The following is a 22,166-nucleotide window of genomic DNA, read 5'->3' as shown; positions in this document are numbered from 1 at the left end:
TAGGCTACCAAGTCACATATCGGGGGCACGGACATGGACAAGCCGGCCAGCAACCAGTCGGTACTGCAGTCGTGGGTGATCCCGCTCGTCGCGAACATCGCGTTACCGATCGGGACGTACTTCGTGCTCGTCGGCGCCGGGGTGGGTGAGGTTCCGGCGCTCCTGCTCTCCGGTGTCTGGCCGGCCGCCGAGCTGGCCTGGACCCTGCACCGCCAGCGTCACGTCGACGAGTTCAGCGTGTTCGTGCTGCTGGGCCTGCTGGCCGGTATCGCGACGACGGTGTTCTCCGACGACGCGCGGGCGGTGTTCCTCAAGGACTCGATCACCACCGGTGTGATCGGGCTGGCGTTCCTCGTCACGCTCGTCGTCGCCAAGCCGCTGACGTTCTATTTCGGGCGCCGGTTCGCCACCGACGGCTCCAAGGCCCAGCGTGACTGGTGGGACGGACTCTGGGGGCACCCCGACTTCCGCAGCCTGCAGCGGCGGCTGACGACGATCTGGGGTCTCGCGCTGGTCGGCGAGGCGGTGATCCGGGCGGTGCTGACGTGGCGCCTGGGCACGGGGCCGATGGTCGTGGTCAACAACGTCGTGCCGTACGTCGTCATCATCGGCTTGATCACGCTGAGTGTCACCGCCGGTCGCCGGGCGCAGGCCGGGGCGCAGCGGCGCGGGCTGGCCGGCGCGGAACCGCCGCCGGCGGCCGCGAATCCGTGAGGTCCCATCCGTGGGACGTCAGGGCACAATGAGGGCGTGGGAGGACAGGAGTTCGGCGCCGCGGTGCGCCAGCTGCGCGAGAGCACAGCCCCCGCGACCGTCGGGTTGGCGCTGGGTGACCGACGGGTCCCGGGGCTGCGGCGGGAGGAACTCGCCGACCTCGCCGGGATGTCCGCGGACTACGTGCGGCGGCTGGAACAGGGGCGCAGCCATCCGTCGGCCGGGGTGGTCAACGCGATCGCCCGGGCGTTGAAGGTCGGGCGGGCCGAGTACGAGCGGCTCTGCGCGCTGGCGGGGTACGCCGCCGCCGACGGGCAGGTGCCCAACGAGGTCGGCCCCGGCGCGACCCGGCTGCTGGAGCGGTTCGCCGACACCCCGATGTTCATCTCCGACTCGGCGATGAACCTGGTCGCCGTCAACAGCGCGTTCCTGGCCCTGGAGCACTGGACCCTCACCGGGAACCCCTGGGACTGGAACGTCGCCTGGCGTACGTTCTGTGATCCGTTCGACCAGTTCCAGCAGTCCGACGCCGACGCGTCCGATCACGAGGCGATCCTCGTCGCCCAGGTGCGGAGCACGCTGCTCCGGTACCCGGCCGACGCGTCCCTCGCCGCGCTCGTCGACGAGCTGCGTACCCACAGCCGCCGGTTCGACGCCCTGTGGCGCGCACCGCGGCCGGTGGCGGCCTACGAGAGCAGCGCCACGTTCGAGCACCCCGACGGCCACTCGGTCACCCTCGTCGGCAGCCTGCTCGCGGTCCCCGGCGACGACCTGACCGCGCTGCTGCTCACCGCGGCGCCGGGTTCGGCCGACGCGGCCCGGCTGGCCGAGGTCGTCGGTGCCGCCGACGGGCCGGCCGTCGTGCGGGTGGGCCAACTCGGCCCAGGCTGACCGCGCCGGATCCTGCGATGTTGAGTGCGGCCCTGGTGACGGGGCCGCGGATCACTCACAGGAAGCAGGCCCAGCAATGAAGGCAGTGCGTTTTTCCGAGTTCGGCGGTCCCGAGGTTCTGCGTTACGAGGACGTGGAGCAGCCCACCCCCGGCGCCGGTGAGGTTCGGGTCCGCGTCGCTGCCACGTCGTTCAACGGGGTCGACGGCAACATCCGCGGCGGCTTCATGCAGGGGCCGATCCCGGTCGAGCTCCCGCACACCCCCGGCATCGACGTGTCCGGCACGGTCGACGCGGTCGGCGACGGGGTGGACAGCGTCGCGGTCGGTGACCAGGTCGTCGGCTTCCTGCCGATGGCGGGCACCGGCGCGGCCGCGGAATACGCGATCGCACCGGCGGAGATCCTGACGGCCGCCCCGAAGACCGTCCCGCTGGCCGACGCGGCGGCGTTGCCGCTGGTGGGCCTCACCGCGTGGCAGGCGCTGTTCGAGCACGGCAACCTGGTCGCCGGGCAGCGGGTGCTGATCAACGGCGCCGGTGGAGCGGTCGGCGGCTACGCCGTGCAGCTCGCCAAGGGCGCCGGGGCCCGGGTGATCGCCACCGCGAGCCCGCGCAGTGCCGACCGGGTCCGGGCCGCCGGTGCCGACGAGGTGATCGACCACACCACCGCGGACGTGACCGCGGCGGTGACGGAACCGGTCGACCTCGCGCTCAACCTCGCGCCAGTCGCCCCCGAGCAGCTGGCGGCGCTCGTCCCGCTGATCCGCGACGGCGGCACCCTGGTCAACACCACGGTCTGGATGCCCGCCCCGTCCGACGAGCAGCGCGGCGTCCGCGGCATCGACCTGTTCGTCCGCAGCGACGCCGACCAGCTGGCCGACCTGGTCGCCCGGGTCAACACCGGCGAGCTGACCGTCGACGTCGCCCAGCGGGTGCCGCTGGCCGACCTGTCCGCACTCCACGCCCAGGCCGGCGCGGGCGACCTCTCCGGCAAGGCGGTCGTCGTCGCCCCCTCGGCCTAGGTGGCTATTGCCGACGCGAAGCAGGCCCCTCCGCGCGCACTCTCGGTGAGTCCGATCCGAAGTCCGTTGCGGAGGAAATTGATGCGAACTGCTCGAGCGATGCTGACCATGCTGGCGGCCGTCGGAGTGCTGACGGTCGCCGCCGCGCCCGCGTCAGCAACGCCGGCCACCGGCTCCGGTCCTGGCGCTCCGCAGTGCGCCGGGCGGGGCACCGACCCGGACGCGAAAATCCGCTACCGCGCGGAGACGGTGATCGACGCACCGCTGCGCACCGTGTGGCGGATCCAGACCGACGTCGCCCGGTGGCCGAAGTGGCAGGCGGCCGTCACCACCAGCAAGCGCCTCGACCGGGGGCCGCTGCGCCCCGGATCGTCGTTCCGCTGGACGACGCCGGTGCCGAAGACCGCGCTCAACCCGGCGACGACGCTCGCCGTCACCTCGACGGTCAAGCAGCTGAAGCGCGAGAAGTGCCTGCGCTGGACCGGTCCGGCGGTCGGCAACGGCCTCCGCATCGACCAGGGTGTCCACGTCTGGGAGTTCCGCGAGGTCCACGGCCGGGTCCACGTCCGCACCGAGGAGACCTGGCGCGGCGCCCAGCCCGAGCGGGACGTCAAGTTCTCGACCGCGATGCTCGGCGCCGGGCTCGACGCCTGGCTGAAAGAGCTCAAGACGACGGCCGAGCGGGAGTGCGGCCGCCACTGACGTCGACCCGATGCTGATGCGGCCCCGCCCACGGCGGGGCCGCATCACGTGTCGGTGCCGAGGCCGCGCAGGTCCTTCAGCTGGCGACGCGAGGTGATGCCGAGCTTGCGGAAGATGTTGCGCAGGTGCGCGTCGACGGTGCGAGGGCTGACGTAGAGCCTGGCCGCGACCTCGCCCGTCGTCGCGCCGGTGGCGACCAGCCTGGCCACGTAGAGCTCGCGCGTGGTCAGCTGCTCGTAGGTGGGCGTCGTCCGGCTGCGTGCGGTCTCGCCGGTGGCGCGGAGCTCGTCGGCGGCGCGGCGGGCGAACGCGTCGATCCTCGCGTCGGAGAACAGTTCGTGGGCGATCCGGAGGTGCCTGCGGCTGTCGCGTCGGCGCCCCTGGCGGCGCAGCCACTCGCCGTAGAGGAGCTGGGCGCGGCCCCGGTAGAACACCAGCGGAGACTTCTCCAGGTCCTCGACCGCGCGCTGGTAGTCGCTCTCCGCCCCGGTCACCAGGGCACTGGCGTAGGCCGCGATCCCGGAGGCGGACTCCGTCCCGGCGGCCAGCGCCCGCTCGGACAACTCCGCCAGCGCGGTGGCCGCGGCGCCCGGCTCGTCGGTGCGGACGGCTGCTTCGACCAGTTCGGGCAGCGCGGCCCCGGCGAGGAACAGATCGCCGGACGCGACGGCCCGGGAAGCGGCGGCCAGCGCGGCCGGGTAGTCGGCCAGGCCGTTGTTGAGCACGGCCGCGGACCAGTGCACGTTGGCCACCAGCTGCCCGGATCCCGGTGCGGTCGCCGCGGCCGTCACCGTGTCGAACAGCGCGAAGGCGTCGCGCTCACCGCGTACCGCGGCGACGTACAGCCGGTCGTAGTACACCGGAGCCATCCCGATCGCGTCGGCGATGGCTTCCCCCTCGGCGGTCGCCGTGTAGGCGCGGCCGAGGTCGCCCATCAGCGCGGCGCTGGACGCGATCTGGCCGAGGCCCAGCCGGAGCAGCAGCGGTGACCCCGACTCGCGGCCGGCCTCGACGATCCCTTCCGCGATGGCGCGGTGCGCGTTGGCGTCCCAGAGTTCGGCCGCCAGCAGCGAGGCGAGCGCCGGACGCCGCATCCACAATGGGTGCTGCTCGTTCTCGAGTTCCCGGCGGATCAGCGGCGCGGCCGCCCGGTGGCCGCCCGCGACCAGGGTGGCGAGCGCGGTCAACAGGTCCGGCGGGGCCGGGGCCGCGGATCGGGCGCCCGCGAGCACCTTCTCCAGGACACCGGTGGGCCGGCCGACGAACAGGCTCATCTCCAACGCGTCGACGAGGCATTCGCGTGACCGGCGCGGATCGACGTCACGTAGCCGCTCGGCGGCACGCAGCATGTACATCGGGCCGTCGTCCGCGTCGTGCCGGGCGAGCGCGATCTGGCCGCGTAACAGGTCGACCTCGGCGTGGCGGCGTTCGTCGAGCGTGTCGGTCCCGACGGTCCGCAGGAGTTCGGCCGCGCTGTCCACCGCGCCCGCGTCGAGACCGGCCTGCGCCGCCGCGAGCGTCCGCTCGACGCGTTTGCCGGGGTCGGTGGTGAGCGCCGCCGCGCGCTCCAGGAAGGCGGCCGCGGCGGCGAACCCGCCCCGGGTCTGGGCCCGGGCCGCGGATTGCTGCAGCGCGGTCGCGACCTCGTCGTCCGGCCCGGTGCAGGCCTGGGCCCGGTGCCAGGCGCGCCGGTCCGGATCGGTGACCGGGTCGGTGACGTCGGCAAGCGCTTCGTGGGCTCGGCGGCGCTGCTCGCCGGACGCGGCGCGGTACACCGCGGACCGGGCCAGCGGATGGCAGAACCGGATCCGGGTGGCGAACTCGACCAGCCCGGTGTCGGTCACCGTCGCGCGGACACCGGGCGCGTCGAGCCGCAGCCGTCGCGCGGCCGGCCACAGCAGGCCGGGGTCGCCGGTCGGATCGGCGCTCGCCACCGTCAGCAGCATCCGCGCCGCCTCGGGCAGGTCGGCCAGCCGCTCGCGGAAGCCGCCCTCGATCCGGTTCGTCAGCGACGTCGTGTCCGGCGGGGCGAACCCGCCTGCCCGCGGGAGCTCGAGGAGCGCGAGCGGGTTGCCCTGGGCCTCGGCGACGATCCGGTCGCGGACCTCCTCGTCGAGGTGGGCGGCGCCGCTGCCGGCGAGCAGCGTCCGCGCCTCCAGGTCGGTCAGCCCGCTGAGCGTGAGCCCGGGGAGCCGGTCCAGCGCGTCCTCCGGAGCCGGGGTGCGGACCGTGAACACGATCGCGACCGGCTCGGCGGTGATCCGGCGGGCGAGGAACGTGATCGCGTTCGCCGAGGCGGCGTCGAGCCACTGCGCGTCGTCAACGAGGCACAGCAGCGGCTGGTCGCGGGCCGCGGTAGCCAGCAGGTTGAGCGTCGCCAGGCCGGTCCGGAACAGGTCGGAGGCGCCGGGCGCGGACTGGAACACGACGCGTAAGGCGTCGCGGTGCTGGGCCGGCAGGTCCGGCAGGTGCTCGAGGAACGGAGCGCACAGCTGGTGCAGCGCCGCGTACGGCAGCACGTTCTCGAACTCGGCCCCGGACGCGTCCACGATCCGGAAGCCGGTGGCGGCCCGGCGGGCGTGGTCGAGCAGCGCGCTCTTGCCGATGCCGGCCTCGCCCCGCAGCACCAGGACGCCACCCGTCCCGGCCCGCGCCGCGGCGAGCAGCTCGTCGAGACGCCGGATCTCCTCGTGTCGTCCTACGAGGCGATCGGCGGGCGCGGCCGTCCACACGATGTGAACGGTAACGCGCCGCGCACGAACTCCCGAAATGCCCTAGTGATCAGGCGAACTTGACCTGCAGCTGGGTGAGCAGCAGGAGCATGTCCGAGTTGAGCCAGTACTCGACGATCCGGCCCTCGCTCACCCGGAGCAGGTCCACCCCGGCGAAGTCGACGACGGTGCCGACCGGGGCGTCGGCGCCGGGGAACCCTCCGCCGTACGGCCCCCGGGCGCGCCAGCGCAGGGCCAGCAGGTCGCCCTGGACGATCGGCCCGACCTCGATCTCGAACGCCAGCTCCGGTAACGGGCCGCGCAGCTGCGCGATCCAGTCGACCATGGTCTTGGCGTCGGTGATCGCGCTGCCGTCGCCGCCGTCCATGAGAGCGGCGTGGACGCGCAAGCCGGGCGCGATCAGCTCGTCGGCGACGGCGTAGTGCCCGTTCCACAACGCCTTCCAGGCCTCCACGAGGCGGGAAGTGTCGTCGCTCATCTGTGTTTCTCCGTTCGCTGACGATGGGTGGGGTGCGGCGGTCACTGAACCCGGGAACTGCCGAGGTTCTCCGGTAGCGCCGCCATGAGTTCGGCGAGGACGGGATCGGTCTCGACGTGACGCCGCTGGAGTTCGGCCACTTTGGCGCCGAACTCGGGATCGGGGTCGTCGGTGATGTCGAAAGCCTCGAACTTCTCCATGAGAGGCAGCCCACCGCGTTCGGCCGCGGAGTGGGCCGGATGGGAGAGGTACTCCCAGTAGCCGTCCAGATCGGCCAGTACGAATACCGCACCGAAGTCGTAGTCGGCCCCGATGTCGGTACCGACGACGAAGTCCAGCACGGCGGGGATTTCCTCGCCGGCCCTCCGCAGCAGCGCCAGCGCCCCGTGGGCGGTCTCGGCGGAGATGCCGTCCTTCAACTTGATCCGGTTGCCGTGGTAGATCAACAGTCGCCGCCTTCGATCGGGGTGCGCTCGCCACCTCGATTCGAACGCGTGCGCGGCTCCGCTCGCGTCGGCGAAAGCTACTTACCTACCTCACGCGGACGCGGGGAACTGCGCCCAGACGTGTTTGGTGCCGGCCTCGTCGTCGATGTACCAGCCGACGTCGAGCGACAGCTTCTCGGCCAGCCGCAGCCCCAGCCCGCCCTCACCCGGGTCCCGGCCGTCGGCGTAGGTGGGGGAGACGTACTTGTCGTGATCGGCCACGTCGAGGACGAACGAGTCCCCGGCCCGCAGCAGCCGGATGATGCTCGGCGGCAGGCCGTGGCGGATGGCATTCGTCGCCAGTTCGGATGCGACGAGCACCATCTTCTCCGGGACGTCCTCCAGGCTCCCGCCCGACGGGAACGACCGCCCGGTGAGGGCCTCGAACAGGGAGCGGCGCAGGTCACGGAGTTCGTGGGCGCTGTGCAACGTCCACCGCTGTTGCTCCGCGCTCGGCACCGGCGGACGGGAGTGCGTCAGGCTACCCATGGAGCGCACAGTTCCCAGTTCGATCGGCGGTCAAGCCCGACGCTCGGTCTCTCGTCGTCCGCAGTTTAGGAACGATCGTTCTTGACTGATCGTTCCTAAACTGTCTAGGGTCGACGCATGGGCCGCCCTAGGGGATTCGACGAACCAGCCGTCACGGCGGCGGCCGCGGGGTTGTTCGCCGGCCGGGCCTACGACGGCGTGTCGGTCGACGACCTCGTCCAGCAGCTGGGGGTCCACCGCAACAGCCTCTACAAGACGTTCGGGAGCAAACGAGGGCTGTATCTCGCGGCCCTGCGGTGGTACCTCGAGCACGAGGTCCCGCCCCTGGCCGAGCGGCTCGAGGCCGGCGCGGAGGTCGTCGACGACCCCGGGCTCGACCTGCTGTTGCTGGCCGCGGTCGAGCGCGCCCCCGTCGACGTTGAAGTGGCCGCCCTCGTGACCAGGGCCTGGGAAACCCTGGATCGCGCCCTGCAGTCGTCCCCGCACCCGACCGTGCTCAGCGCGGTGCTGGGCGAACGCCTCCGGGTCCGCGCCGGGGTGCGCCACCCGTAGCCGTTCACCCCCGATCCACCGCCGGACGACGGTTCCGGCCGGTTCCGCCTGCCCCGAAAGGACCTTCAGATGGCTCAGGTCAGCATCGACGGCAACGACCTCGTCGTCGAGATGGAAGCGTTGGAGAAGCTGTGGGCGTTCAAGAGTCGCCTGGTGATCCCGCTGGACAACGTCCGGGGCGCCACCGCCGACCCCGGGATCGTCACCGAGCCGAAGGGTCTGCGGGCGCCGGGGACGAACGTGCCCGGCGTGATCACCGCGGGCACGTTCCACCAGGACGGCGAGCGCGTCTTCTGGAACGTCCGCGACCGGGCCCGCGCCGTCGTCATCGTGCTCGCCGACGAGCGCTACGCCCGCCTGGTCGTCGAGGTCGCCGACCCGGCCGCCACGGTCGCGCTGATCGAGCGGGCGGTCCCGCGGTGACCGCCCTTCTCCGGCTCGTTCTCTCGGCGGTCGTCGTCGCGGCCCTCGTCGGGACGGCCCAACCGGCCCGAGCGGCAACGGTGCCGGCCGCGGACCACGAGGTCAGCTTCGTGGTCGACGGCACCCGGACGTACGGAACCCTGCACGTTCCGGCCCACCGTCCGGGGCGGACGATGAAAGCCGCGCTGCTGCTACCCGGCAGCGGCCCCACCGACCGCAACGGTGACCAGCCCGGACTCGCGGCACACACGCTGACCCGTCTCGCGTCGGCGCTGGCGCGCGACGGTGTCGTCAGCCTGCGGTTCGACAAGTACGGCACCGGGCGGACCGGGCTCGGCGCCTACGCTCCGAAACCGGAGACGCTCGACTACGACGCCTTCGTCCGTCAGGCCGACGCGGCCTACCGGCTGCTCGCCGCCCGGCCGGAGGTCGATCGGCGCGCCGTGCACCTGATCGGGCACAGCGAGGGAGCGCTGACGGCACTGCGGGTGGCGGTCTCCGCGTCGCCGCGCGCGGCCGGTGTCGGGTTGCTGCAGCCGCTGGCGCGACGGTTCCTCGACGTGCTCGCCCAGCAGCTGCGCGATCAACTGGCCGCCGCGGTCGAGGCCGGCCAGCTGGACCCGGCCCAGCAGCGCGCCGCGGACCGCGCGATCGACCGGGCCGTCGCCGATCTCCGCGCGCACCGGCCGGTCGGCACCGAGGGCATGCCGCCCGCGGTGGCGGAGCTGTTCCGCGGGTTGGCCGGCACCAGCCGGCGGTACGTGGAAACGATCGACGCGGTCGAGCCCGCGGCGGTCGCCCGCCGGCTGCCGCCCGGCACCCGGACGCTGCTCACCTGCGGCACCGCCGACCCGCAGGTCCCGTGCGACGCCACCACCGCGCTGGCCGCCACGGTCGGCCGGGTGATCTTGCCCGGCGTCGGCCACCTGATGACCGACCCCGCCGATCCGGGAAGGCTCGCTCCGTCGTTGCTCGCCGCGTTGCACCGATTCCTGCGGCCTTGACGCCCGGCGGCCGTGACGCCCGGCGGCCCGGACGCCCGGCGGCGTCGACCACGCGCAGGAGTGCGCGCGCCGTGACCGGTCGACCGGCAGGCCCGCGCGCCGGCCGCCGTGATCGGCGCGACGAGCCCGGTTCCGGCGGAGGTCGCGCGCCTGCGGGGCAATCGCGCTGGCCGGCGTGTTCCAGATCGTCATCGGGGACACCGGCCGGCTGATCCACGAGGGACGGACACCGGCCGGGATCGCCGACGCGCTCACTCCGGAGGTAGCGAGCGTCCTGGACGAGCTCGACCGGTGGCTGACCCGGTGACGGTCAGTGCACCCGGGGCAGCGCGCGGCGGTTCCCCGCGACGGTGAGGTCGACCCGGGCGGCGACGTCGTCGCGGCCCAGCACGTCCTGGAGGTCCGCGGCCACCGCGTCCGCGGCGAGAGCCACCTCGGCGAGGTCGGCGTGCGGCTCCAACGTCGCCGTGAGATCGACGACGGTCGTGCCGCGCTCGCGGACCACGCGGGCGCGGGCGGAGCGGACGCCGGGCGTCTCGGCGAACATCGAGGCGGCGGAGTCGGCGGACCCGGCGGGGGCGAGCGCCAGGCGTCCGTTGCCGTCGGAGCCGGTAAGGAGCAACGCACCGACGCCACGCACGGGCAGGTGCGCCAGCAGCCACCAGGCCGCGACCAGCACGACGACCGCTCCGGCGACGCCGGCCGCCCACGGCCACCAGGGCGCGGTGACGACGTCGTCGGCTCCGGTGCTGATGCGGTCCGGCGTGGCGGGCCACCGATCGGCGAGCCAGCCGCTCGGCCACGCGATCAGCGCGGCGCCGAGACCGAGGAGCGCGACACCGGCCACCAGCGCGGCCAGCCGGTCGAGCACGAGCGTGGAGCGGCGCATCAGAGGACCCTCCTGGTGTCGGGGCGCGGACCCGGACCCGGACCCGGACGGTGGGCGGCGTCCGCAGGTGGGCCAGGCGGGTGGAGACGGCTCGCGTGACGGCGTCCGCGAGCGCGGGATCGTCGGCCGTGGTCTCGACCCTGGTCACGACACGACGGCGGCCGGCCGACGACCGCGCCCGCAGGACCCCACCCACCTCGCCGGCGGCGTCGGAGGCGAGCCGGGCGACCCCGTCGGTGGTGAGGAACAGCCCGGTGGCCGAGTCGATCGGGACACCCCGGCGAGGACGCGGGCGGAGCGCGGCGTAGACGAGCGCGAGGCCGACGACCGCGAGCCCGACCCCGACCGGGATCAGCCAGGTGTGGGCGGTGAGGCGGTCGGCGGCTCCGAGGAGCGCGGGCACCGTGGCCCGGCCCCCGAGGAGGCCGGCGGCGACGAGGCCGTCGCGCACCAGGACGACCCCGACGACGAGGAGCGCGGTCGCGAGCACGGACCGGCGACGCCGATCGGGCCGCGGACGAGGCGGGCCCGGGCGGGCCGGCGGACACGGCGATGTTCACCTCGACGACCTCGAGCCCGGTCATCCGCTCCACCGACGTGATGACGTTGCGGCGCACCCCGGCGGCCAGTTCGGTGATCGCGACCCCGTACTCGGCGATGAGGTCGATGTCCACGGCCGCCTGGGTCTCGCCGACCTCCACCGACACGCCCAGCGAGTGGTTGACGCGGCCGCCGGGGATCCGCTCGCGCAGCGCGGTGATGGTCCGGGCCGAACCGGTGCTGGTGCGTCGCGCCCGCCTCGGCGACGAGCAGGCGTTCGCGGCGATCGTGACGCGCCACGGCGCCGCGCTCTACCGCTACGCCTCCCGCGTCGTCGGCGACCGAGGACGTCCTCCAGGACGCTTTTCTCGACGCCTGGCGCGGTCTGCCGAACTTCCGCGGTGACTCCTCGCTGCGCACGTGGCTGTTCACGCTGGTGCGGCACCGGGTCTCGCGTCAGCTGAGCCGCCGCTCGGCCGTTCCGCGGGCCGGTCTCGACGACGTCGCGGCCGACATCGTCGACCCGGCCCCCGATCCGGCTCAGATCTCGCTCGGCCGGGACCTGCGTGAGGCGCTGGACAGCGCGCGGCGCCTGCTGCCGGACCGTCAGCGGTCGGCCCGGCTGCTCCGCGAGGTCGAGCAACTGAGCTACGCCGAGGTCGGCATGGTCCTCGGGGTCAGCCCGACCGCCGTACGCGGTCTGCTGGGCGCTGGGGCCGCGTCAGCCCAGCCGGGCGACGGTGATGCCGCCGTCGACGGCGAACGTCGCGCCGTGCACCATGCGGGCCTCGTCGGAGACCAGGAACGCCACCGCGTTGGCGACGTCCTCCGGCTGCAGCGGGACGCCGCCGGGCGTGGTCGCCGCCATCGCGCGGACGGCTTCGGCCGCGAACTCGTTGCCCGGGGTCGCGGTGGCGCCGGGCGCGACCGCGTTGACCCGTACCCCGCGGGGCCCGTACTCGGCCGCCCACGACCGGGTCAGCTGCTCGTCCGCGGCCTTTGTCGCGCTGTACATCGCCCCGAACGGCCCGCCGAGCGTCGCCATCCAGGAGCCGATCGTCACGATCGCGCCCGACCCCCGCTCGGCCATCGCCGGGGCGAGCGCGCCGACCAGGACGTGCGGCGCACGCACGTTCACCGCGAGCATCGCGTCCAGGTCGTCGTCGTCCAGGGCCTCGGTCGGACCGACCGGGTAGAGCGCGGCGTTGTTGATCAGCACGTCGACCCGGCCGCCGAGCAGGTCGGCCACGTCGGCCGCGGAGGTGCGGAGCACGCTCGGCGCGGCGTGGAGGTCGAGCGCGAGGAAGTCGGCCTTGCCGCCGGCGGCGCGGATGTCGTCGACGACGGCGGACCCCCGCGCGGCGTCGCGACCGCCGACGACCACGTGCAGGCCGCGTGCGGCCAGGATTCGAGCGATGGCGGCGCCGATTCCGCTGGTGGCGCCGGTGACGAATGCGGTGGTGAAGGTCATGCCGGGAAGTCTCGGCCGGTCCCCGCCGCCCTACCAGGGCGCGTCCAGCCTGGTCATGGCGTAACCAGGCTGCTCGCCCGCGCGTCGGGTATAGCTGGAGACGTGCAACCGGACCGGACCGCGCTCGCGGCTTTCCTCCGCTCGCGCCGCGATCGGTTGAGCCCGGCGCAGGCCGGCGTGGAGCCGTTCCGCGGCCAGCGGCGCGTGCCCGGCCTCCGCCGCGAGGAGCTGGCGATGTTGGCCGGGCTGAGCGTCGACTACTACACGCGCATCGAACAGGGACGACAGCCGAACATCTCGCGCGAGGTCCTGGACGCGCTGGCCTCGGCGCTCCGCCTCGACGACGTCGAGCGCGCGCACCTGCACGACCTCGCGGCGCCCGGGCGGCGGCGCGGCGGGACCGCGGTCACCCAGCGCCCCGACCCCGGCCTGCTCCGGGTGATGACCGCGCTCGATCACCGCCCGGTGCTGCTGCTGGGCCGGCGTGGCGTCGTGCTGGCCCGCAACGCGCTGCTCCGGGCGGTGCTCGGCCGCGACCTCGCGCCGGGCACCGCGTTCGTCGACTACCTGTTCCGCGACCCGATGGCCCGCGAACGGATCGTCAACTGGGCCGACTTCGCGCAGGCCTCGGTCGGCGCGATGCGGCGGGAGATCGGACGGCACCCGCACGACACGCGTCTGCTGGCCGAGATCGCGGCCCTGCGCCGCGACGACCCGGACGTCGCACGCTGGTGGGACGACCAGCACGTGCGTGACTACACGTCGGTGACCAAGCGGATCGAGCACCCCGCGTTCGGCCGGCTCGAGTTCGACATCGAGGTCGTCGGCGCGCCCCACGAACCCGACCAGCGGCTGACGATCTACACCGCGCCGCCGGACTCGCCGACGGCCGGGCTCCTGCCGACGCTCGCGGCCTGGGAGCTCGTCACACCGTGAGGACCGCCAGGACGGCGTCGGTCAGCACGGCGAGCTCCTCCTCCTCGCTGCGTCGGCCCTGCAGCATGCGGTCGGCGGACAGGCCGTCGACGACCACGAGCAGGAGGCGCGCGCGGCGCTCGACCGGCCCGGGAGCGACCGCGCCCTCGCGCTCGAGCCGGGTGAGCCAGTCGACCACCCGGACGCGTGAGCGCTCCACGAACGACGTCCACGCGAGCCGGGAATCCGCGGTCGATTCGGCCCCGACCAGGCCGCTGAGCACCACCATCCAGGTTTCGAACGGCAGCCGCGGCGGCAGCAGCTGGGCCAGGCACTCGACGAGCCGGTCCACGGCAGGCACGTCGGGATCGTCGATCCGCAGGTCGCGGGCCGTCTCGTCGTAGGCGGTGTCGAAGACGGCCCGGTAGAGCTCCCGCTGGGTCGGGAAGTAGTGGCGCAGCGTGCTGGCGCCGACGCCGGCGCGCGCGGCGACCGACCGGACGCTCAGCGCGCGCTCCGCGTTCTCCCCGAGCAGTTCACGCGCCGCGGCGACGATCTGAGTGCGTCGGTCAGCCACGTCGATCACCGCTCATCCGTCCATCTTCCCGCGCGGAAGGGCGCGGCGCGCGCAGGGTCAGGCGACGATGTAGATCACCGAGAACGCTTCGTAGATCGCGCCGATGAGCAGGAGCACGACGACCCAGACGTAGAGCCGCCCGGTCGCGCGGAGACCGGCGACGTAGCCCGCCCGGTGGTTGGGCAGACCGAAGCGGCGCGGCTGGAGGAAGCGGCGCGCCTGCACCCAGGACGCGAACGCCACCAGGACGTAGGCCGCGCCCTCGATCAGCAGCGTCACGTAGTGGAACAGGAAGGTCGCGTCGTCCTGGCCGGCGGGGGTGAAGAGAATTCCCCAGGAGAAGATCCGCACCGCGGTGATGACGACGCCGACGAACGGGACGATCAGGCTGGGCAACGTCGTCTGGAGCATCGACGCGAGTACCAGGTTGACGACGAACGTCACCGCGGCCGCCCAGATGACGTTCTCGCTGCGGTACGCGTCGGCGACGAGCGTGCCGAGCCCCGGCGTGTCGGGCTCACCGTGGAGCTGGCCGATCCCGCCGGGCCGCAACTCGGGCACGAGCACGGTGAGCAGCACTCCGGCCAGGAACAACGCGAGGTTGACCAGGCCGATCACGACGAGCGCCCGACGGTGCTCACGAACCGGACTCTGCGGCTGCTGAGCAACTAACGACATCAGTTCTCTCCCATCCCGAGGCACCGCGTCCCGGCGCGACTAGTACAGCGTACTAGCACACTGTACTAATCGCGAAGGGGCGGTGTTCCGGGCGGAGAAACCTGGGCTCAGCGGAGGCGGCGGTAACGGATGTGGGTGGACAGCTGGGAGTGCAGCACCTCCACCGGTTCGAAGCCGAACGCCTCGGTGCCGTCGAAGATGCGCTCGCCCGCGCCGAGCAGTACCGGTGCGATGTCGAGCGTCAGCTCGTCGATCACGTCCGCGGCCAGCGCTTGCCGGACCGTCGACGCCCCACCGGCGATGTCGACGCCCCGGTCGCCTGCCGCCTCGCGCGCGGCGGCGTAGGCCGCGTCGAAGCCCTCGGTGACGAAGTGGAACGTCGTCCCGCCCTCCATCTCGATCGGGTCGTGCGCGTGGTGGGTGAGCACGAACACCGGCGCGTGGTACGGCGGCTCGGCGCCCCACCAGCCGCTCCAGTCCTCGTCCCAGTCGCCGCGGATCGGGCCGTACATGTTCCGGCCCATCACGTACGCGCCCCGGGGTCGCATCAGCCACTCGGCCGCGATCTTGTCGGCGTCGTTCGCGCGGGGATCGCCGATGTGCCAGGTGTGCAACTCCAGCCCCCGCTTACCCAGCGGGCTCTCCCGGCTCTGCTCCGGCCCGGCGGCGAAGCCGTCGAGCGAAATCGACATGTGGCAGGTGGTGTCAGACATCGTGAACCTCCAACAGGTGTGCCGGAAACGCTTCTCGGCAGGGTGTCGGAGCTGGACGCCGCTACTCGACCTCCGTGAATGTGACCTGCGTCACGCGCTGCTGCGGCCGTCCGGCAGCCAGCGGAGGGTTCGGCCCTGACCGGAGCTGCGCCGGGTCACCTCGTCGAGCTTCACCCGCACGTGCTCGGCGTCCGGATGGCCGAGGGCGCGGAGGATGACGATCGCGGCCTGCCAGGCCCCCGCGGCCTGCGCGTCGGAGCCGGCGGCGGCGTGGGTGTCGCCGAGGTGGTCGAGCGTGTCGGCTTCCAGGTAGCGGTCGTGGATCTCGCGGTAGATCGAGAGCGCGTGGGCGAAGCAGTCCAGCGCCTCGTCGTACTCGCGCAGGTTGAGGTGGGCGCTGCCGAGGCTGTCCCAGGCCGCGGCGGTGCCGTTGCAGTCGTGGATCTCCTGGTGGATCTTGAGCGCGCGGCCACACTCGACGAGCGCCTTGCGGTTCTCGCCCCGCAGCATGTGCGTGTAGCCGATCTCGTTGAACGTGCTGGCCTCGCCCGATCGCCGGCCGGTGGCCCGGTAGAGCGTCAGCGCGTGCCGGTAGCGGGAGAGGGCCTCGCGGTGCTGTCCGCGGGTGTTGGCCAGGAAAGCCTGGTACCGGTAGACACGGGCCTGGCTGTTGCGGTCGCCGACCTTCTCGAACAACGCCAGCGAGAGCCGGAGGTGCTCGTCGGCCCGGCTCCACTGGCCGAGCCGGCCGTTGACGAAGCCCAGCGAGCGGTGCACGTGGGCCAGGCCGTTCTGGTCGTCCAGCCGTTGGGCCGCGCTCAGCGCCGCGGTCTGCACGGCCAGCTGGTCCTCCCACCGGCCCTGCCGGTCCAGGTAGATCTCCAGCACCGAGGCGAGCGGCCAGCTGTGCCGTCCGTCGCCGTCCCGGGCGTCCAGCTCGATCACCGAGAGCAGCGTGGTGCGCTCGACGTCGAGCCAGTTCCCGGCCCGGCGCGGTTCGGTGAACTGTTCCGGCCGGATGTCCGGCGGCGCGGCCGGCAGCGTGACCCGGTCGCGCTCCGGTGCGAGCAACTGGTCCGCGGCGTGCGCGCTGTGCAGGTAGTAGTCGAGCAGCCGGCGCATCGCGGCCGCGGTCTGCTCGGTCGAGTCCTCCTTCGCGGCCCGCTCGGTGGCGTACACGCGGAGGAGTTCGTGCGTGCTGAACCGCCCCGGCGCCCGCTCGGTGATCAGCTGCACCTGGGCGAGCTCCGCGAGCACCGGCCGGACGTCGGCCGGGCACTGTCCGGCCAGCGCCGCGGCCGCCGCGATCGAGCACTCCGGGCCGGGATGGACGCTGAGCAGCCGGAACAGTCGGGCCGCGGCCGGGCTGAGTGCCCGGTAGGACCAGGAGAACACCGCCCGCGCGTCGCTGGCCGGGTCCTCGCCCGCGAACGCCTGCAGGCTGTCCCGGCTCTCGTGGAGCTCGTCCGCGACCGTGCTCAGCGGGAACGTCGGGTGCAGCGCGGCACGGGCGCACACGATGGCGAGCGCGAGCGGAAGACCACCGCACAGAGCCACCAACTCGGCGATGACGTTGGGCTGCCCGGCGATCCGGGCCGAGCCGAGCCGCCGGACGACGAACTCGTGCGCCTCGTCGTCGGAGAGCAGGTCCAGCGGGGTCGAGCGGGCACCTTCGCGGGCGACCAGACCTTGCAGCGGGTTGCGGCTGGTGACGAGCGTCAACGATCCGGCCGAGCCCGGCAGCAGCGATCGGACGTGGTCGGTGTCGCGTGCGTTGTCCAGCACGACGAGCATCCGCCGGTCGGCCAGCAGGCTCCGGTAGAGCGCGATCCGCGCGTCCGGGTCGGTCGGCACGCGCTGCGCCGGAACGCCGAGCGCGTCCAGGAAGAGGCGGACCGCCTCGGTCGGGCTGACGGCCGAGTCGCCGGGATGGAAACCGCGCAGGTCGACGTAGAGCTGCCCGTCCGGGAACCGATCGGCGAGCCGGTGCGCGACGTGCACCGCGAGCGTCGTCTTCCCGATGCCGGCCATCCCGCCGAACGTGACGATCGGAAAGCCCGGCTCGTCGTCGCCGTCGCCGTCGTCGACGAGCGTTTCCAGCGCGGCGATCTCGGCCCGTCGCCCGGTGAACCCGAAGACGTCGGCCGGAAGCTGCGCCGGGCGGGCGGCCGGCGTCCGCATCGGAGCGTCCGGAGCCTCCGGTTCACCGACCTCCGGCTCGGCGCTCGGCTGCAGCACCGCCTGCTGCGCGGCGCGCAGCTCCGGGCCGGGGTCCAGCCCGAGCGCCTCGGCCAGCTCGAGCCGCACCGCCGAGTAGACCTCGAGCGCCTCGGCCTGGCGTCCGGCGGCACGCAACGTCCGGATCAGCCGGGCCTGCAGGTCCTCGTCGTACGGGTGCTCGGCCGCGCACTGGCGCAGCGGCAGCAGGAGCCGCTCGGCGAGCACCGGGTCCGCGGTCGCCGCGGTCCGGTCGGCGGCCTCCTTCACCGCGAGCAGGCGTTCCCCCTCGACCGCGGTGACCAGCGGATGTGCTGCCACCTGCGGCGGCAGCCCCGCCCCCGGCGGCCCGCCCCAGAGTTCGAGTGCGCTCAGTAACAGCTCGGCCGCTTCCGCGGCCGACTCCGCGTCCAGGTGCGCGGCCCGTTGACGCAACGCCCGGAACTGCAGCAGGTCGACGTCGTCCGTCGAGACGTCGAGCCGGTAGCCGCCGGCGCCCCGAGCCAGCCATCGGCCCGGCTCGCGTGCGGACAACTCCGGCTCGAACACTCTCCGTAATCGCCCGATGTAGCGGTGGATGATGTTGATCGCGGTGCCCGGCGCCTCCGCCCCCCAGAGAACGTCGATGAACTCGTACAGCGAAACCGGCGAACCGGCCCGCAGCAGAAGTGCTGCGAGAACGGATCGTTGCTGCGCAGGGCCTAGATCGAGTTCGTCTTCACCCCGCCAGGCCCGCACCGGACCCAGCACCGAGAATTGCATCGTCGTATGTTCGAGTTCCTCATAGGGGCCACTGCGGACAGACATCACAATACGTGGTCGAGTTCCCGGAATCCCGACCATGGTGGAATCTGTCAGGCAGCCGACGGTTTGCCGAAGAGCACCACTTCGCGGATCGCCACCTGCTTGTCGTTGCCCGCTCCGTAGGCGGAGGCGAGCGTCAGATCCAGGCGCACCAGCCGGTCGACCCGGACACGCAGGAACGACGCTTCGTAATCGTCGAGCGTCACCACCTCGCGGAACCGGCCGCCCTGCGCGTCGGTGAACACGACCTCGATCTGGTGCGGACGGGCCTGCTCGTCCTTCGTCGTGGCGCCCGGCACGATCCGCAGCCCGGTGAAGTCCACCGGCCGGCCGAACTGGGCGGTGAGCGTCTGTCCTTTCGAGTCACCGCCCTGACCGGTGCCGTACCAGGTCTTCTCGTTGTCGTCGAACGCCGCCTGCGCGGGATGGCCGGGGTCGCTGACCGAGGCCTGGGCGGCGGCCGGCGTCGCCCGGTCGGACTGGGCCAGCTGGTCGCGGACGAGGCCGATCAGCGGGATCGCGATCAGCACCAGCAGGATCACCGCCGCGAGCGCGCCGAGCGCGATGAACAGGCCCTTGCGGCTGCGCTTCGGACGCGGCGGCGGAGCGGCCTGCGGCACCCGCGCGAGTTCGACGCCGCAGTTGCGGCAGAAGACCCGGTCGGTCCGGTTGCCGAAACCGCAGTTCCAGCACGTGACGCCCTGCTCGTCGTCGCTGCGCTGCGCCTGAGCGCTCGGCCGCGGCGGTTCCGGCCGGCCGGGGAGCACCGGCGGCACGACGTCCTCGGTGGACGGAGGCGGCGGCGTCGGCGACGAGACCGGCAGCAGTAGCGCCCGGGCGCGATCGGCCGCGGACGTCGTCGGGTCACGATCGACGTCGGAATCGGGGTCGGTGTCGGAGGTCTCGTCCGGCGGGTTCGGGGGCTGGCTCATCGGGATCCGTTCTTCGTGGGGGTCACTGCTTGACGACTTCGACCTGGTAGGGCAGGTGCGCCGGGCACACGTCGGCCACCACGGCGTTCAGGCGCCGGACGTCGATGGCGGCCGGGTCCGGAACCCGGAGCCGGACGTGCACCGACGGCCGCGGGTCGCCGGGAAAGGCCTGCAGCGGGCGGGCCGACCAGACCGCGCCACCGCTCTCGGTGATCTCCGGCTCGACGCCGAACACCAGGGCGACGGCCTCGGCCAGCCCCCGGCGGGTGCCGCGTAGCCGGTGCGCGGCCGTCGCCTGGGCCACGGCCCGACGCCGGACCGGCTCCGGGTCGCCGTGCGGGTCGCTGCCCGCGCCCACCCACCCGCCGATCCAGTCGAGGAAGTCCGGTGGCGCGATCTCCGGCCGGAAGTACGCGGGCAGGCAGTCCAGGACGTTGATCAGCGGGCCGAGCACGGCGTCGAGGCCACCGGAGAACCGTTGGAGCAGGTCGTCCTCGGCGTAGACGCCGGGGAGGCTCGCGCCGATCGGGTGGCTGCTGCCCAGGTTCTCGCCGCCGCCTCTCATCGGGCGGCCCGGACCTGCAGGGCGTGCTCGTAGGAGAAGAACAGCGACGCCGGTCCGAGATCGATCCGGTCGGTCGGCTCGGCCCGGCGACCGGTCAGCGGGTCGACGGCGATCAGCTGGACGTCCTCGACCAGCTCGACGCCCGCGGCCTGCGCGAGGACGCCGAAGAGGTCACCGGAGCGCAGCGACCGGCCGACGGGCCAGCCGGTGCCGTCCGGGCCGCCGACCAGCGGATCGAGGTAGCGGTAGAGGCTCCCCAGCGCGGTTTCACGCACCGCCGCGGCGGTGGCCCGCCCGAACGCCCGGACCGTGGCCGTCACGGTGACGCCCTGGTAGAAGGGCGGCCCGATCGAGAGCCGCGTGCCCAGCGGCCGCCGCTCGTCCAGGTAGCGGGTCACCCGGTCCAGCAGGGCGTCGTCCGGAACCAGTTGTTCGAAGCGCAGGCGACCGCCCGGGTCGGCGACCGCCTGCGGCACCACCAGCAGACGGACGGCGTACTCGCCGTTCTCGGCCGCGTCCGCGCCGAGGCAGGCGATGCGGGCGGCCTCCGGCGCGGCCTGCCGGGCCAGCTCCTCGTAGTCGCGCGCGGTCACGGCCCGGTCCTGAGCGCGCAGCGCGATCGGCGCGCGGAGCTTGGCCTCCTCGACGGTCTCGCCGTCGACACCACCGGTCGCGTTCTCCCGGTTCTCCACCCGGGCGATGTACGGGATCGACGTGCGCAGCACCTGGATCGCGCCGCGGGCCACGTTGCCGGTGCGCCCGCCGCCGGCCCGGTAGCGCGCGGCCCGGATCGCCGCACCCACCGGCGGCACGGCGCCGTACTGACGCAGCGAGCCGTCCGGCTGGCGCACCGACGGTCCGAACGCGATCTCGCCCGCGGTCGCGTCGAGCGTGTAGTGCCGGTCGCCGGGTTTGGACCGGCCGAAGTCGCCGACCGGGTTCCAGAGGTACCAGCCGTCGTCGGCGGCGACCTCCAGCGTCAACGGCGGCTCGTCGGCCAGCACCGGGCGGTGCGGCAGCCGCACCCGCTGGCCCGGCATGCCGGTGGACTCGCCGAGGAGCTCGTTGCGGACGACGATCGCGTGCGCGGCCCTGGTCGTCCCGCCGATCGTGTAGCCCGACGCCGAGCGCAGCGTCGGCGACGAGGCGTAGAACGGCTGGCCCTTCGCCGGCTCCACGACCCGGCACCGCAGCCAGCCCGCCTGGTGCCCGGCGATCGCCGAGCGGGCGTGCCCCGGCGGGACGAGCAGCACGACCTCGCCCTCGCGGTTCAGCCCGCCGGTGCTGTCCCGGTCGACCTCGCAGGCCCGCCAGCCGCGGGGCGTCCACGCCTCCCAGCGCAGCGGTGGCTGCCGCGGGTCCACGCCGACGCCGTCGACGCGGCTCTCCAGCTCCAGCACGACCGTGCAGCTGGGCACGGCCGCGGACAGCGCGAACAGCACGACGTCGCCGGGCTGGATCGGGTCGCCGAACACCGCGATGTCGCCGTCGCCGAGCAGCTCGCGGGTGCGGTCCTCGGCGTCGCCGCCGCGCACCTGCCGGATCACCCGCTCCAGCGACGCGTTCGGGATCGTCAGCGCGGAGCCGGTCGCGAACACCACCGCCTCGTCGGTCTCGGTGCGCTGCGTGGCCACCTCGGTGCCCGCGGGTAACACGACCGGTTCGGTCTGCGGGGCGGAGAGCCAGAACGTGACGTCGGCCGCGGCCGCTGACGGCGGGAACAGCCGGACGCCGAGCAGGTCGAGGAACGCCAGGTGGTTCTTCTCCGGCACCCGGTTCAGCCGGTAGACGAGCTGGTCGACCATGTGGGCGACGGCCTCGATCAGCGTGATGCCCGGATCGGAGACGTTGTGGTCGGTCCACTCCGGACTGGTGCGCTGGATGTAGCGCTTGGCCTCGTCGACGAACTGCTGGAAGTGCCGGTCGTCGAGGTTGGGGGCGGGCAGCGCCATCAGCGACCACCCTCGATCGCCGGGATCGTGTAGAAGGGGAACACCAGGCTGCGTGGGTTGTTGGTGCCGCGCACCACGTACTGGACGTCGATGAGCAGCACGGTCGCGTCGCCGTCGTCGATCGTCACCACGACGTCGGCCACCTCGATCCGCGGCTCCCACCGGTCCAGGCTCAGCCGCACCTCCTGCCGGATCGCACCGGCGGTCGCCTCGTTGACCGGGGCGAACACCAGATCGTGGATCGCGCACCCGAATTCGGGCCGCATCGGCCGCTCGCCCGGCGCGGTGGCCAGCACCAGGCGGATCGCCTCTTCGATCTCTCGTTCCCGCCGTACCAGCGCCACCGCCCCGGACGTGTCCGTCCGTAGCGGGAACGCCCAGCCGGCGCCGACGAATTGCTCGCTCACTGCGGGATCTCCTGG

23 protein-coding genes and 3 pseudogenes are annotated in these 22,166 nt (G+C 73.3%); 10 read left to right on the top strand and 16 right to left on the bottom strand.

The annotated features are described in order from the left end of the window. Window positions 1-33: 33 nt before the first annotated feature. The 4 genes from CRYAR_RS38005 (at window position 34) to CRYAR_RS37990 (ending at window position 3,328) form a co-directional block, all read left to right on the top strand. Window positions 34-714: a VC0807 family protein gene (locus CRYAR_RS38005; protein WP_051571471.1), complete on the top strand. Its 681-nt coding sequence runs from the start codon at window positions 34-36 to the stop codon at window positions 712-714. 36 nt (window positions 715-750) lie between these two features. Continuing rightward, window positions 751-1,605 (top strand): helix-turn-helix domain-containing protein, encoded by an 855-nt coding sequence (locus CRYAR_RS38000; protein WP_035858074.1) that lies wholly within the window; start codon window positions 751-753, stop codon window positions 1,603-1,605. A gap of 76 nt (window positions 1,606-1,681) precedes the next feature. After that, a complete protein-coding gene (locus CRYAR_RS37995) occupies window positions 1,682-2,626 on the top strand; it encodes an NADP-dependent oxidoreductase (protein ID WP_035858072.1) in 945 nt (314 codons plus the stop codon). Window positions 2,627-2,707: 81 nt separating this feature from the next. Beyond that, window positions 2,708-3,328 (top strand): SRPBCC family protein, encoded by a 621-nt coding sequence (locus CRYAR_RS37990; RefSeq protein WP_035858070.1) that lies wholly within the window; start codon window positions 2,708-2,710, stop codon window positions 3,326-3,328. A gap of 44 nt (window positions 3,329-3,372) precedes the next feature. On the opposite strand, the gene CRYAR_RS37985 is transcribed toward CRYAR_RS37990, so the two are convergent. The 4 genes from CRYAR_RS37985 to CRYAR_RS37970 form a co-directional block, all read right to left on the bottom strand. After that, entirely contained in the window at window positions 3,373-6,060 is a 2,688-nt protein-coding gene (locus tag CRYAR_RS37985; protein WP_035858067.1) for a helix-turn-helix transcriptional regulator, read from the bottom strand. Between the two features lie 49 nt (window positions 6,061-6,109). Further along, window positions 6,110-6,538, bottom strand: a complete 429-nt coding sequence (locus tag CRYAR_RS37980) for an ester cyclase (RefSeq protein WP_035858063.1) — start codon at window positions 6,536-6,538, stop codon at window positions 6,110-6,112. Between the two features lie 41 nt (window positions 6,539-6,579). Then, window positions 6,580-6,984, bottom strand: coding sequence for a Dabb family protein (locus CRYAR_RS37975; RefSeq protein ID WP_035858061.1), 405 nt, complete (start codon window positions 6,982-6,984; stop codon window positions 6,580-6,582). A 90-nt stretch (window positions 6,985-7,074) separates the two neighbouring features. Further along, entirely contained in the window at window positions 7,075-7,512 is a 438-nt protein-coding gene (locus tag CRYAR_RS37970; protein WP_035858060.1) for an ATP-binding protein, read from the bottom strand. Window positions 7,513-7,629: 117 nt separating this feature from the next. Between CRYAR_RS37970 and CRYAR_RS37965 the strand changes: the two genes are divergently transcribed. The 4 genes from CRYAR_RS37965 (at window position 7,630) to CRYAR_RS50460 (ending at window position 9,798) form a co-directional block, all read left to right on the top strand. Then, entirely contained in the window at window positions 7,630-8,064 is a 435-nt protein-coding gene (locus tag CRYAR_RS37965) for a TetR/AcrR family transcriptional regulator (protein ID WP_035858058.1), read from the top strand. Between the two features lie 69 nt (window positions 8,065-8,133). Continuing rightward, window positions 8,134-8,487, top strand: a complete 354-nt coding sequence (locus CRYAR_RS37960; RefSeq protein ID WP_035858056.1) for a hypothetical protein — start codon at window positions 8,134-8,136, stop codon at window positions 8,485-8,487. Beyond that, the gene (locus CRYAR_RS37955) at window positions 8,484-9,491 is read left to right on the top strand and encodes an alpha/beta hydrolase family protein (protein WP_035858048.1); all 1,008 of its coding nucleotides are present in this window, start codon (window positions 8,484-8,486) and stop codon (window positions 9,489-9,491) included. Before CRYAR_RS37960 ends, CRYAR_RS37955 begins: the two co-directional genes overlap by 4 nt. 175 nt (window positions 9,492-9,666) lie before the next feature. Beyond that, entirely contained in the window at window positions 9,667-9,798 is a 132-nt protein-coding gene (locus CRYAR_RS50460) for a hypothetical protein (RefSeq protein ID WP_281174659.1), read from the top strand. 3 nt (window positions 9,799-9,801) lie between these two features. Here the strand turns inward: CRYAR_RS50460 and CRYAR_RS37950 are convergent, their stop codons facing one another. The 3 genes and pseudogenes from CRYAR_RS37950 to CRYAR_RS51095 all read right to left on the bottom strand — a co-directional run. Next, a complete protein-coding gene (locus CRYAR_RS37950; RefSeq protein ID WP_035858046.1) occupies window positions 9,802-10,380 on the bottom strand; it encodes a hypothetical protein in 579 nt (192 codons plus the stop codon). Window positions 10,381-10,417: 37 nt separating this feature from the next. Continuing rightward, a pseudogene (locus CRYAR_RS51395) lies at window positions 10,418-10,783 on the bottom strand (DUF6286 domain-containing protein); the annotation flags it as partial. Between the two features lie 142 nt (window positions 10,784-10,925). After that, a pseudogene (locus CRYAR_RS51095) lies at window positions 10,926-11,156 on the bottom strand (Asp23/Gls24 family envelope stress response protein); the annotation flags it as partial. A 149-nt stretch (window positions 11,157-11,305) separates the two neighbouring features. Here CRYAR_RS51095 and CRYAR_RS51090 point away from each other — a divergent pair. After that, window positions 11,306-11,560 (top strand): annotated as a pseudogene (locus CRYAR_RS51090) (RNA polymerase sigma factor); the annotation flags it as partial. An 81-nt stretch (window positions 11,561-11,641) separates the two neighbouring features. Here the strand turns inward: CRYAR_RS51090 and CRYAR_RS37940 are convergent. Next, entirely contained in the window at window positions 11,642-12,391 is a 750-nt protein-coding gene (locus CRYAR_RS37940; RefSeq protein WP_035858042.1) for an SDR family NAD(P)-dependent oxidoreductase, read from the bottom strand. 102 nt (window positions 12,392-12,493) lie between these two features. Here CRYAR_RS37940 and CRYAR_RS37935 point away from each other — a divergent pair, with 102 nt between their 5' ends. Continuing rightward, window positions 12,494-13,327 (top strand): helix-turn-helix transcriptional regulator, encoded by an 834-nt coding sequence (locus CRYAR_RS37935; protein WP_035858040.1) that lies wholly within the window; start codon window positions 12,494-12,496, stop codon window positions 13,325-13,327. On the opposite strand, the gene CRYAR_RS37930 is transcribed toward CRYAR_RS37935, so the two are convergent. From CRYAR_RS37930 to CRYAR_RS37895, 8 genes are all read right to left on the bottom strand, one after another. Further along, window positions 13,317-13,892 (bottom strand): TetR/AcrR family transcriptional regulator, encoded by a 576-nt coding sequence (locus CRYAR_RS37930; RefSeq protein ID WP_035858038.1) that lies wholly within the window; start codon window positions 13,890-13,892, stop codon window positions 13,317-13,319. The two genes, CRYAR_RS37935 and CRYAR_RS37930, sit on opposite strands and share 11 nt — an antisense overlap. Window positions 13,893-13,940: 48 nt before the next feature. After that, the gene (locus tag CRYAR_RS37925; protein ID WP_157018384.1) at window positions 13,941-14,561 is read right to left on the bottom strand and encodes a hypothetical protein; all 621 of its coding nucleotides are present in this window, start codon (window positions 14,559-14,561) and stop codon (window positions 13,941-13,943) included. Between the two features lie 107 nt (window positions 14,562-14,668). Continuing rightward, complete coding sequence (locus CRYAR_RS37920; RefSeq protein ID WP_035858036.1) at window positions 14,669-15,274, bottom strand: dihydrofolate reductase family protein; 606 nt, start codon at window positions 15,272-15,274, stop codon at window positions 14,669-14,671. Between the two features lie 90 nt (window positions 15,275-15,364). After that, window positions 15,365-18,253, bottom strand: coding sequence for an AfsR/SARP family transcriptional regulator (locus tag CRYAR_RS37915; protein ID WP_051571468.1), 2,889 nt, complete (start codon window positions 18,251-18,253; stop codon window positions 15,365-15,367). Between the two features lie 92 nt (window positions 18,254-18,345). Beyond that, window positions 18,346-19,227, bottom strand: a complete 882-nt coding sequence (locus CRYAR_RS37910) for an NADase-type glycan-binding domain-containing protein (protein ID WP_035858034.1) — start codon at window positions 19,225-19,227, stop codon at window positions 18,346-18,348. 22 nt (window positions 19,228-19,249) lie between these two features. Continuing rightward, window positions 19,250-19,792 carry a phage tail protein gene (locus tag CRYAR_RS37905; protein ID WP_035858032.1) on the bottom strand — a complete coding sequence of 181 codons (543 nt, stop codon included), beginning with the start codon at window positions 19,790-19,792 and terminating at the stop codon, window positions 19,250-19,252. Beyond that, window positions 19,789-21,744 (bottom strand): putative baseplate assembly protein, encoded by a 1,956-nt coding sequence (locus CRYAR_RS37900; protein WP_035858030.1) that lies wholly within the window; start codon window positions 21,742-21,744, stop codon window positions 19,789-19,791. Before CRYAR_RS37900 ends, CRYAR_RS37905 begins: the two co-directional genes overlap by 4 nt. Then, complete coding sequence (locus CRYAR_RS37895) at window positions 21,744-22,151, bottom strand: GPW/gp25 family protein (RefSeq protein ID WP_035858028.1); 408 nt, start codon at window positions 22,149-22,151, stop codon at window positions 21,744-21,746. The genes CRYAR_RS37900 and CRYAR_RS37895 overlap by 1 nt, the downstream gene beginning before the upstream one ends. Window positions 22,152-22,166 lie beyond the last annotated feature (15 nt).

The sequence above is a fragment of the Cryptosporangium arvum DSM 44712 genome (genome assembly GCF_000585375.1).
Classification (GTDB): domain Bacteria; phylum Actinomycetota; class Actinomycetes; order Mycobacteriales; family Cryptosporangiaceae; genus Cryptosporangium; species Cryptosporangium arvum.
The sequence above is the reverse complement of the archived record's forward strand: the minus strand, read 5'-3'. Positions and strand labels throughout refer to the sequence as shown.

Bases quoted from the DNA above. Each gene is read 5' to 3' on its own strand.
- CRYAR_RS38005 (WP_051571471.1), top strand. From the start codon at position 34: ATGGACAAGCCGGCCAGCAACCAGTCGGTACTGCAGTCGTGGGTGATC.
- CRYAR_RS37995 (WP_035858072.1), top strand. From the start codon at position 1,682: ATGAAGGCAGTGCGTTTTTCCGAGTTCGGCGGTCCCGAGGTTCTGCGT.
- CRYAR_RS37990 (WP_035858070.1), top strand. From the start codon at position 2,708: ATGCGAACTGCTCGAGCGATGCTGACCATGCTGGCGGCCGTCGGAGTG.
- CRYAR_RS37980 (WP_035858063.1), bottom strand. From the start codon at position 6,538: ATGAGCGACGACACTTCCCGCCTCGTGGAGGCCTGGAAGGCGTTGTGG.
- CRYAR_RS37970 (WP_035858060.1), bottom strand. From the start codon at position 7,512: ATGGGTAGCCTGACGCACTCCCGTCCGCCGGTGCCGAGCGCGGAGCAA.
- CRYAR_RS37965 (WP_035858058.1), top strand. From the start codon at position 7,630: ATGGGCCGCCCTAGGGGATTCGACGAACCAGCCGTCACGGCGGCGGCC.
- CRYAR_RS37960 (WP_035858056.1), top strand. From the start codon at position 8,134: ATGGCTCAGGTCAGCATCGACGGCAACGACCTCGTCGTCGAGATGGAA.
- CRYAR_RS37950 (WP_035858046.1), bottom strand. From the start codon at position 10,380: ATGCGCCGCTCCACGCTCGTGCTCGACCGGCTGGCCGCGCTGGTGGCC.
- CRYAR_RS37940 (WP_035858042.1), bottom strand. From the start codon at position 12,391: ATGACCTTCACCACCGCATTCGTCACCGGCGCCACCAGCGGAATCGGC.
- CRYAR_RS37925 (WP_157018384.1), bottom strand. From the start codon at position 14,561: ATGTCGTTAGTTGCTCAGCAGCCGCAGAGTCCGGTTCGTGAGCACCGT.
- CRYAR_RS37920 (WP_035858036.1), bottom strand. From the start codon at position 15,274: ATGTCTGACACCACCTGCCACATGTCGATTTCGCTCGACGGCTTCGCC.
- CRYAR_RS37915 (WP_051571468.1), bottom strand. From the start codon at position 18,253: ATGCAATTCTCGGTGCTGGGTCCGGTGCGGGCCTGGCGGGGTGAAGAC.
- CRYAR_RS37910 (WP_035858034.1), bottom strand. From the start codon at position 19,227: ATGAGCCAGCCCCCGAACCCGCCGGACGAGACCTCCGACACCGACCCC.
- CRYAR_RS37905 (WP_035858032.1), bottom strand. From the start codon at position 19,792: ATGAGAGGCGGCGGCGAGAACCTGGGCAGCAGCCACCCGATCGGCGCG.
- CRYAR_RS37900 (WP_035858030.1), bottom strand. From the start codon at position 21,744: ATGGCGCTGCCCGCCCCCAACCTCGACGACCGGCACTTCCAGCAGTTC.